This window comes from Nocardioides sp., from assembly GCF_031422975.1.
Classification (GTDB): domain Bacteria; phylum Actinomycetota; class Actinomycetes; order Propionibacteriales; family Nocardioidaceae; genus Nocardioides.
In genome coordinates this window covers 1-9716 of record NZ_JANPEO010000183.1, presented here as the reverse complement: position 1 = coordinate 9716, position 9716 = coordinate 1, and the positions used below count along the sequence as shown (strand labels likewise).

Below are 9716 nucleotides of genomic sequence, written 5' to 3'. Positions count from 1 at the left end.
GATCGAGATCGGTCCCGCGCTGATGACTACTACCTCGACGAAGGCACCGGGGTTGCCGAGCGACTCACCGCGACCCCGGACGGCGTCGAGCACCCGGGGTCGATGGACGGCGACACGTATGAGCGGTGGGTCGCCGGTACGGCGTGCCCGACCTTCACCCGCACGAGCTCCGGCATACCGCGGCAAGCCTCGCGATCGCCGGTGGCGCCGATGTCAAGGTCGTCCAGCAGATGCTCGGGCACAGCTCAGCGACGATGACCCTCGACACCTACGGTCACCTGTTCGACGACCGGCTCGACGAGGTCGGCGAGGCGATGGATCGCGCCCGGACCGCCGCCCATCGGCGGCGCGACACCCTGAGGGCGTTGCCCAGTGTGGCCCCAGTGTGGCCCCAGCCCGAAACGGGTGAAAATGTCGAAGAGGCCCCGGCCAGCGTTTCCGCTGGTCAGGGCCCCTTGTCGGACCTGTACCCCCGACCGGATTCGAACCGGCGCTACCGCCGTGAGAGGGCGGCGTGCTAGGCCGCTACACAACGGGGGCCCAACCAGCTGGACTGCTGAGGCAATTCACCTGGCACAACAGCGCCAAACTCTAGCCTAGCCTTGACTTTCGAACCAAATCCCGACCCCCGCCGAAACGGGGCCAGAGCATCGATACTGCTGTCGCTGGGATACTAGGACTCGAACCTAGAATAACTGGACCAGAACCAGTCGTGTTGCCAATTACACCATATCCCACTGACTTACTGGTTTCGGTCCCTCCGACGCAGCGTCAGGACCAGTAGGAAACCTTACACGCGGGATCGGAGGCCCTCCAAAACGGGTCGCATCCCCGACCTCAGAACCAGGCCGGACGCATGCTCAAGGTGGTGTCGTCGCCCGACGCCAGCAGGTCGAACTGGGCACGCGTGCGGGGCAGCTCCCACCGGAAGAAGTAGGCCGCTGCGTGGCGCTTGCCGTCGTAGAAGTCGCCGGTCTTGGCCGAGCAGGCGATCAGCTGCTCCAGCCAGATCCATGCCACCACCACGTGCCCGGCTGCCTCCAGGAAGACGGTCGAGTTCGCCATCATCCGGTCCGGGTCACCGAGTCCGGCGAGCGAACCGACGGTGCTGGTCAGCTGGTCCAGGGACTCCTGGAGACGACCCGCGAAGTCAGCGGCATCTCCCCCGAGCGCGGTCGCGCGCTGAATGGTCGCGGCCATGCGAGCGCCGAGCACCTGCAGGCGCGCTCCTCCGTCGGCGAGCACCTTGCGCCCGAGGAGGTCGAGCCCCTGGATGCCGTGGGTGCCTTCGTGGATCTGGTTGAGGCGGTTGTCGCGGTAGTGCTGCTCGACGTCGTGGTCGCGGGTGTAGCCGGCACCTCCGAGCACTTGGATGGCGAGGCTGTTGGCCTCCAGGCACCACTGGGACGGCCAGTCCTTGGCGATCGGGGTGAGCACCTCGAGAAGCTGGGCCGCCTCGGTGCGCGCCTCCTGCGAGGAGGCGGTGAGCAGGTCGTCGTACACCCTTGCGGCATAGAGCACGAGGGCGAGCGCTCCCTCGACGTACGCCTTCTGCGCCAACAGCATGCGGCGTACGTCGGCGTGCTCGACCAGGGCGACCTGGGGCTCGTCCGGGCCGGATGTCACCGGTCGGCCCTGCGGACGCGAGCGCGCGTAGGCCAGGGACTTCAGGTAGCCGGTGTAGCCCAGCGCGGCGCCGGCGAGCCCGACCCCGATCCGGGCCTCGTTCATCATCGTGAACATGGCGGACAACCCGCGATGCGGCTCGCCGACCAGATAGCCGACCGCCCCCGGCTGCCCGCCCGGGGTGAACGCACCCGAGCCGAAGCTCGGTGCCGTGTTGACGGTGCCGCGCCAGCCCATCTTGTGGTTGATGCCGGTGAGCACCACGTCGTTGCGCTCGCCGAGGCTTCCGTCGATCGCGACGATGATCTTGGGAACCAGGAGCCGGGAGATGCCGCGGGTGCCCGCCGGGCCGCCCGGGATCTTGGCCAGCACCAGGTGCACGATGTTGTCCGCGAGCGCGTGGTCGCCGGCAGAGATCCACATCTTCTGGCCGAAGACCCGGTAGGTCCCGTCGTCCTGGGGGACGGCGCGCGTGGTGATGTCGGCGAGGTTGGAGCCGGCCTGCGGCTCGGAGAGCGCCATCGTGCCGAGGAATCGCCCCGCCAGGAGGGCGGGCACGAACCTGTCCACCAGCTCGGCGCTCGCGTGCTCCACCAGCAGGTTGGCGTTGCCGGCGGTGAGTGAGAGGTAGCCCGTGGTGCCGATGTTCGCGGCGGCGAACCAGGCGCCGGCTGCCACGCTCACCACAGTGGGAAGCTGCAGCCCGCCGTGCTCCTCGTCAAAGCCCAGGCGCAGCAGATCGGCCGCGGCATAGGCGTCCACCGCCTGCTTCACCTCCGGCAGCAGGTGCACGTCCTGGCCGTCCCAGCTCGGCTCTGTCAGGTCGGCGGCGCGGTTGTGCGGGGCGAACAGATCCGTGGCCAGTCGCTCGCTGAGCCCGAGGACGCCGTCGAACGTCTCGCGCGAGTGGTCGGCATACCTCGTCCGGGTCGTGAGGTCTTCGACGTCGAGCCACTCGTACAGCAGGAACTCCAGGTCTCGCCTCGACATGATCTCCGACATTGCTCAGGTGCCTCCTTGGCTGGGGACCAGACCGGTGTCAGCGGCGACGGTGCTCCGAAGTCCCATCCTCCGCGCCACCCAGGTCGCCAGGACGAGGTAGACGAGGGACTGCGTCAGCGTCCCCGGCAGGCTCCACCACGTGCCGCCCGTCGGGTTCAGGGCACTGCTCATGTCGGTGAAGGCCAGGGCCAGGCCGAAGGCCAGGAAGTTGTTCAGCACGTGCATGGCGATGCCGGCCTCGAGCCCGCCGGTGAGGATCACGAGAGCACCCGCCACCAGCCCGAACGCGAAGCGGTCGACGAAGATGGGCAGGTCCTGGCCGATGCCGTGCGCGAGGGCGAAGAGCAGCGACGACAGCAGCACCGTGACAGCCCTGCTGCCGAAGATCCCGCCGAAGGCCTGCATGAGGTAGCCGCGGAACGCGAACTCCTCCCCCGCCGCCTGCAGGGGCGTGAGGATGACCACGACGAGCAGGAAGTCGCGCGTCGTGGAGGTGAAGGCGTTCGCCTCACCCGTCACCCCGGTCCCGCCGCCCTGTGGCACGACGCTGGACACCATCACGGTGGCGAGCAGGGCCACCGCGGAGAGTCCCAGGCACGCCCCGAAGAAGCGCCAGCGGATCCGGCGCGCGACCGACGTCAGCCATCCCGGCCCCAATCCGTGCAGGGCGAGGTTGACCAGGATGGCGATCGGGATCGCCGCGGCGAGGACGATGTTGACGTAGGCCAGGCCCAGCGGGGTGACGTGGTCGAGGTCGAGCGCCGCGTCGAGCCCGGCGACGACCGGCTCGCCGGTGACGAGCAGCCATCCGATCACCGGAACGAACGCGGCCAGCGGCGCCAGGACGAAGGTCGCGAACACCAGGAGCGGCACGCCCACGATCGGCCGCCACCTGCCGGGCCGGCCGAGGCGATGGAGCTGGTGGTACTCGAGCGGTGTGGGCATCGCTCAGTCAGACATCGCGTCGTGCAGCCGCGCGAGGGAGCGTCCGCGACCGAGCAGCTCGAGCGACTCGAACAGCGGCGGGCTGATCTTGCGTCCCGAGACCGCGATCCGGACCGGACCGAACGCGTTGCGCGGCTTGAGCCCGAGCTCGTCCACGAGCTTGGCGCGCAGTGCCTCATCGATGGCGGAGGTGCTCCAGACGTCGAGGGCCGACAGTGCGTCGTACGCCGCCTTCACGACGTCGCGCCCGGGACCGTCGAGGTCATCGGTGCGGATGAAGTCGTCGTCGGCGACGAAGAGGAAGTCGAGCATGTCGACCGCCTCGGTCAGCTTGTTGATCCGCTCGGCCACCAGGGGCATCGCCAACTCGAGGAGCTGCGCGTCCGCGTCGCGGACGGGGTCGCCGACCACGCCCGCAGCCTTGAGGAACGGCAGCGCCCGGTGGGTGAGGTCCTCCACCGACAGCAGTCGCATGTGCGAGGCGTTGATCGCCTCGGCCTTCTTCAGGTCGAAACGCGCCGGGTTGGGATTGACGTCACCGATCTCGAACGCCTCGACCATCTCCTCGAGCGAGAAGATGTCTCGGTCCCCGGAGATCGCCCAGCCGAGCAGCGCCAGGTAGTTGAGCAGTCCCTCGGGCACGAAGCCCTGGTCGCGATAGGCCAGGGCGTGCGCCTCGGGGTCGCGCTTGGAGAGCTTCTTGTTGCCCTGCCCCATCACGTAGGGCAGGTGCCCGTAGCTCGGAGTCGCCGTGGCGATCCCGACCTCCTTCAGGGCCTCGAAGAGGGCGAGCTGGCGAGGTGTGCTCGACAGCAGGTCCTCGCCACGCAGCACATGGGTGATCTCCATCAGGGCGTCGTCGACCGGGTTGACGAGCGTGTAGAGCGGGTCCCCGTTGGCGCGGCAGAGGGCGAAGTCGGGCACGTTCTCGGTCTCGAACGTGATGTCGCCGCGGACCAGGTCGTTCCAGGTGATCGACCCGTCGGGCATCCGGAACCGCACGATCGGCTTGCGAGCCCCGGTCTCGAAGTCCGCGCGCTGCTCGTCGGTGAGGCTCCGGCAGAAGCCGTCGTAGCCCATCATCTTGGAGCCCGAGGCCTTGCGCCGCGCGTCGACCTCCTCGGTGGTGCAGAAGCACTCATAGGTGTACGCCGAGTCGCGCAGCCGCGCCAGCGCATCGGCGTAGATCTCGCCGCGCTCGCTCTGCTTGTACGGTCCGTGCGGGCCACCGACCTCGATGCCCTCGTCCCACGTGAAGCCGAGCCAGCGCCACAGGTCGAGGATCCCGTCGTAGGACTCCTGGGTGCTGCGCTCCTTGTCGGTGTCCTCCATCCGGAAGACGATCGTGCCGCCGTGGTGGCGCGCGAAGGCCCAGTTGAAGAGCGCCGTGCGGGCGAGGCCGACGTGCGGCGAGCCGGTCGGGGACGGGCAGAAGCGGACGCGGACGTTGCTCAACGAGATGCCACCTGGTTCGTGAGGGTTCCGAGGCCGGCGATGGACACTTCCACCTCGTCGCCGACCTCCATGGGGCCGACGCCTGCTGGGGTGCCGGTGAGGATGACGTCGCCGGGCAGCAGCGTCATGACGCTGGAGACGTAGGCGATCAGGGTGGGGATGTCGAAGATCAGGTCGCTGGTCGACCCGTCCTGCTTGAGATCGCCGTTGAGGTGCGTCTGGATCCGGACGCCGTCGGCGAAGGTCTGGGGATCGAGGTCGGTCTCTATCCACGGGCCCAGAGGGCAGAACGAGTCGAAGCCCTTGGCACGGGTGAACTGGACGTCGCTCTGCTGCAGGTCACGGGCGGTGACGTCGTTGGCGATCGTGTAGCCGTAGATCACGTCGGTCGCCTGCTGAGGCGGCACGTCACGGCAGATGCGGCCGATCACGACGGCCAGCTCTCCCTCGAAGTGCACGTTGCTGGACTGGGCGGGGTAGAAGATCGGGTCGCCGGGGCCGACGACGCTGGTGTTGGGCTTGATGAACATCAGCGGCTCGGTCGGGACGTCGCTGCCCATCTCGGCGGCGTGGGCGGCGTAGTTGCGTCCGATCCCGATCACCTTGCTCCGGGGCAGGACCGGCGCCAGCAGGCGCACGTCCGCCAGCTTGAACTCCTGGTCGAGGATCTTGACGCCGACATAGAGGGGGTCGCCGGCCAGCGCCACGACGATCGTGTCCTCGGCAGGCTGGCCGAACTCGTCGACCTCGCCCGTGACCACGCCGTACATCGGCTCATCCCCAGCAGTGAATCTCGCAATACGCACGAGCCGACCCTATCGCCGAGGTGGCAGGCATTTCGCAGCGCTCCGGGGTCCCACCCCCGTGTGGACCCCGGAACGCTGACTGGCAGGTGCTGCACCAATAAGTTTGGACGGGTCGCGGGGTGGTCGGGGCGTGTTCGGCCGGGTTCGGGCAATCCCGAACAAGCCCGAACAGCCATCTGCTAGGCCGGGTCCCCCCTCATCCAGCTCGAGGGCACCCACACCCGCATGGCGGCCGGCAGTGCCTCGATCAGGGCCAGTGACGCGAAGCCGGCGATCAGCTTGTCGCTGACCGAGGTCAGCAGGTTGGAGACCGAGACCGAGACCCACAGGGAGTGGCTCATCTCCAACACCGAGGCGGTGATGTCATCGGCGCCGTGACCGGTGACTCCGCCGAGCAGGACCACGATCGTGATCGTCGCCACGGCCGTGCAGGTGACGGCGACGAGCACGTTGAGCAGGAAGAACTGCGGGATCGACCTCCCCATGCGCCATCGCCGCGCGGCGTACCCCCAGACGAGGGCGCCGACGACGTTCACCGGGGCGAACCACAGGGAGTCGGGACCACTGACCGCAGTGCCGGCGACGTTGGTGGTCAGCCCGACGAGGGCGCCCCACCAGGGTCCGAGGACCAGCGCCGAGAACGCCGTGCCGACCATGTCGAGGTTGAGCGGCAGTCCGAGGAGGTCCACCATGTCCCGCCCGGCAAGGTTGATGAGCACGCAGCCGAAGATGATCGCGACCAGAGCGCGTCTGCCCATCGTGGCGGGCGGTGGATCCATCAGCACGTCCACCGGCGCTGACATGCGGGCCGCCTGGACGGCCAGACACCGTCCTGCCATGCGCTCCGCGTCGGTTGGCGTGCCACCGAGCGCGCGGACGATGTCGGCGACCAGCTCTGCGTCCAGTCGCCGCCGTCCGACCCGGAAGGCGTCGTAGACCGTCGTGCGGCCCACGCGGGCGCCCTCGGGAGCCAGCCCCCGCTCGCGGCGGACGCGGCTGACACCGATGGCGATGTCACCGAACGAGGGCTGCCCAGCGCCCTCTCGCAGGGTGTGGAGCTCACGCACGAGCGCGTCCAGCTCCATTCGCACCTCCGAGATTCGACGCCGAAATGCGAACCCTATGCGCCGCCGCCGACATCCGTGTGGGAAGCGCCGGTCACCGGCCCCGTCCGGCCGCCACCGTCCGCAGGGCGGCGAGGCTTCGCGCCACGTCCGCCTCACTGGTCGACCAGTTGCTGACCGAGACCCTGAGCACGGCCCGGTCGTGCCATCGCGATCCGGTCATCCACGCGGTGCCGTCGGCCAACATGCCCTCGACGACGGCGCGGGTCTCGTCGTCGCTGCCGAAGCTGGCGCAGACCTGCGTGAAGGCGACGTCGTTGAGCACCTCGGCGCCGTCGATCTCGGCGATCCCCCGGGCCATCTCAGCGGCGTGGTCGCAGAACCGGTCGACCAGCTCGGCCACGCCGTCACGACCGAGGGCTCGAAGTACGGCCCAGACGGTGAAGGCCCGCCCCCGACGGCTGATCTCGGGCACCTTGTCGAAGGGTTCGCCGGCCGCGTCGTGGATCAGGTAGTCACCGTGCATTCCCACGGCCGCACGCAGTGCCGCCCGATCGCGCACGATGGCAAGCCCGCAGTCGTAGGGGACGTTGAGCGTCTTGTGGGCGTCGGTGGCCCAGGAGTCGGCGGCCTCGACACCTTCGACGAGGTGGCGTCGTGTGGGTGATGCCCCGGCGAACAGGCCGAATGCGCCATCGACGTGCACCCACGCGCCGTACGCCCGGGCCACCTCGATGGCCTCGTTGAACGGGTCGAACGCGCCCGAGTGGACGTTCCCGGCCTGGAGCACCACCATCACGGGGCGGTTGTCGGACTGCTCCAGGGCGGCGCGCAACGCGGCGGGATCGATGCGCCCCTGGGCGTCGGCCGGGACCGCTTCCGGCAGACCCAGGCCGAGATAGCGCAGGGCCAGGTCGACGGTGTCGTGACGCTCCGCACCCACCAGCACCCGCACCCCCGGCGACCCGACCAGCCCCTGGATCGACGCGTCCCAACCCGCACGACGCAGCACCTCGTCGCGGCCGGCGGCCAGGCAGGTGAAGTTGGCCATCGTGCCCCCGGTGACGAAGCCGACCGCGCTCTCGGGCGGCAGGTCGAGCAGGTCGAGCAACCACGCCTCGGCGACCTCCTCGACCGCCGAGTGCGCAGGCGTGATGGCGCGCAGCCCGCAGTTCTGGTCCCACGCGCTGACCAGCCAGTCCGCGGCGAGCGCCGCGGGGTGGGTGCCGCCGATGACGAAGCCGAAGAAGCGACCCGACGGCATCGCCGTCAGCCCCGGCTCACAGGCGGCGGCCAGGTGGGTGATGACGTCTTCGGGGCTCGTCGACCCGTCCGGGAGCTCCGCGCCGAGTCTCGCCACCACTTCTGCCACGGACGCGGTCGGCGGGACACCTCGCTCCTCCAACGATGCGAGCCAGGTCAGCACGAGGGCGTGCGCCCGGTCGAGGGCTGGTTGATCGGTCGTGGCCGGCATCTCGTCTCCCGTCGTCGATCTCCAGTGTGGCAGCGTCGGTTCCCGGGGGCGAGGAGTCGGATCGCGGTGAGGGCGAGACCCACGATCCGCATCGTGTCACCGGCACTGCATACCCTGTGCCGGTGGAGAACACCGTGCTCGACCGGGCGACGTGGCAGGCCCGCGCGGCCGCGCACGCCGCCCGGGTCGACTTGTTCATCGAGCCGCACCTCGCGCGCCGCGGGGCGAAGGTCTCGCACCCCGTGCACGACTTCCTGTTCACCTACTACTCCCAGCGACCGGCCCAGCTGCGGCGCTGGCATCCGGGGTACGGCGCCGTGCTGGCCGACGCCCGGGAGTACGCCGGGCTCAAGGGGTACACCGGCGGAGCGGTCAGCCGGGAGTACGTCGCCTCGCAGGCGCAGTTCACGCGCGGCCTCCTCAACCTGCTGCGCGCGACCGAGGCGCGACCCGCGCACACCGGCTGCTTCGGGCTGCACGAGTGGGCGATGGTCTACCGCCAGTCCCCCGACGAGCTCCGGCACAACGACTGGCCCCTGCGACTCGGCTCGGACGGCACCGACGAGGTCGTCGAGGCACACCAGGTCAAGTGCTCCCACTTCGATGCGTTCCGCTTCTTCACGCCGTCGGCGCGCGGGCTCAACGTGCTGCAACCCGCGCGCGACGACCGGCCCGCGTTCGAGCAGCCGGGCTGCCTCCACGCCGGGATGGATCTCTACAAGCACGCCTTCCGGTTGACACCGATGATCAGCAGCGACCTGGTTGCCGACTGCTTCGAGCTGGCGCGCGACATCCGCGTGATGGACATGCGCGCTGCGCCGTACGACCTCGCCGATCTGGGCTTCGAGGCGATCGCGATCGAGACGCCGGACGGGAAGGCGACCTACGTGCGCGAGCAGCGGGCCTTCGCGGAGCGCGGCGCCCCGCTGCGGCGGCGGTTGATCGAGGAGTGCGAGCGGTTGATCGCCGCTCGGTAGCCTGCCGATGTGCCTGACTTCGCCCTCGAGCTGAGCTTCGACACCGCGAGCGAAGCGGCCGTGCTGGTGCAGTGGGAGGCGCTGCGGGCAGCCGGCCTGCCGTCGCAGGCCGACCACAGGTCCATGACCAACGCCCCGCACGTCACGCTGGTCGCGGCCCAGGAGCTGGATCCGGAACTGGCCGACGTGGCCACCGCGACGATCCGGCTGCCGAGCACCCTCGTCGTCCGCGGGCTCGTGCTCTTCGGCGCGGGCGCTCGCGTCACGGTGGCCCACCTCGTCGAGCCGGACTCCACCCTGGTCTCCGCCGTTGCCGGCGTGCGCACGCGGGTGCCCGGCCTGCGACACCCGGTCTGGACCCCGCACG

8 protein-coding genes, 2 tRNA genes and 1 pseudogene are annotated in these 9716 nt (G+C 69.6%); 3 read left to right on the top strand and 8 right to left on the bottom strand.

All coding sequences use genetic code 11. The annotated features are described in order from the left end of the window. Positions 1-125 precede the first annotated feature (125 nt). Positions 126-227: pseudogene (locus RMO85_RS05805) on the top strand (recombinase XerC); the annotation flags it as partial. A 240-nt stretch (positions 228-467) separates the two neighbouring features. On the opposite strand, the gene RMO85_RS05800 reads toward RMO85_RS05805, so the two are convergent. The 8 genes from RMO85_RS05800 to RMO85_RS05765 form a co-directional block, all read right to left on the bottom strand. Further along, positions 468-540, bottom strand: a tRNA-Glu gene (locus RMO85_RS05800). A gap of 125 nt (positions 541-665) precedes the next feature. Next, positions 666-737: transfer RNA gene (locus tag RMO85_RS05795), tRNA-Gln, on the bottom strand. Positions 738-837: 100 nt separating this feature from the next. Then, the gene (locus tag RMO85_RS05790; protein WP_310527282.1) at positions 838-2628 is read right to left on the bottom strand and encodes an acyl-CoA dehydrogenase; all 1791 of its coding nucleotides are present in this window, start codon (positions 2626-2628) and stop codon (positions 838-840) included. Positions 2629-2631: 3 nt separating this feature from the next. Beyond that, complete coding sequence (locus RMO85_RS05785) at positions 2632-3573, bottom strand: type II CAAX endopeptidase family protein (protein ID WP_310527280.1); 942 nt, start codon at positions 3571-3573, stop codon at positions 2632-2634. Between the two features lie 3 nt (positions 3574-3576). Continuing rightward, complete coding sequence (gltX, locus tag RMO85_RS05780; RefSeq protein ID WP_397203208.1) at positions 3577-5028, bottom strand: glutamate--tRNA ligase; 1452 nt, start codon at positions 5026-5028, stop codon at positions 3577-3579. Further along, entirely contained in the window at positions 5025-5834 is an 810-nt protein-coding gene (locus RMO85_RS05775) for a fumarylacetoacetate hydrolase family protein (protein ID WP_310527277.1), read from the bottom strand. The genes gltX and RMO85_RS05775 overlap by 4 nt, the downstream gene beginning before the upstream one ends. Before the next feature lie 179 nt (positions 5835-6013). Then, positions 6014-6919: an ECF transporter S component gene (locus RMO85_RS05770; protein WP_310527283.1), complete on the bottom strand. Its 906-nt coding sequence runs from the start codon at positions 6917-6919 to the stop codon at positions 6014-6016. A gap of 73 nt (positions 6920-6992) precedes the next feature. Beyond that, on the bottom strand, positions 6993-8372 hold the full coding sequence (locus tag RMO85_RS05765; RefSeq protein ID WP_310527273.1) for an aminotransferase class V-fold PLP-dependent enzyme: 1380 nt from the start codon (positions 8370-8372) through the stop codon (positions 6993-6995). 122 nt (positions 8373-8494) lie between these two features. On the opposite strand from RMO85_RS05765, the gene RMO85_RS05760 reads away from it, so the two are divergent. Both RMO85_RS05760 and RMO85_RS05755 read left to right on the top strand, forming a co-directional pair. Further along, a complete protein-coding gene (locus RMO85_RS05760) occupies positions 8495-9349 on the top strand; it encodes a 3-methyladenine DNA glycosylase (RefSeq protein ID WP_310527272.1) in 855 nt (284 codons plus the stop codon). A 9-nt stretch (positions 9350-9358) separates the two neighbouring features. After that, positions 9359-9716 (top strand): hypothetical protein (locus RMO85_RS05755; protein WP_310527269.1); only part of this gene is annotated, 358 nt, incomplete at its 3' end.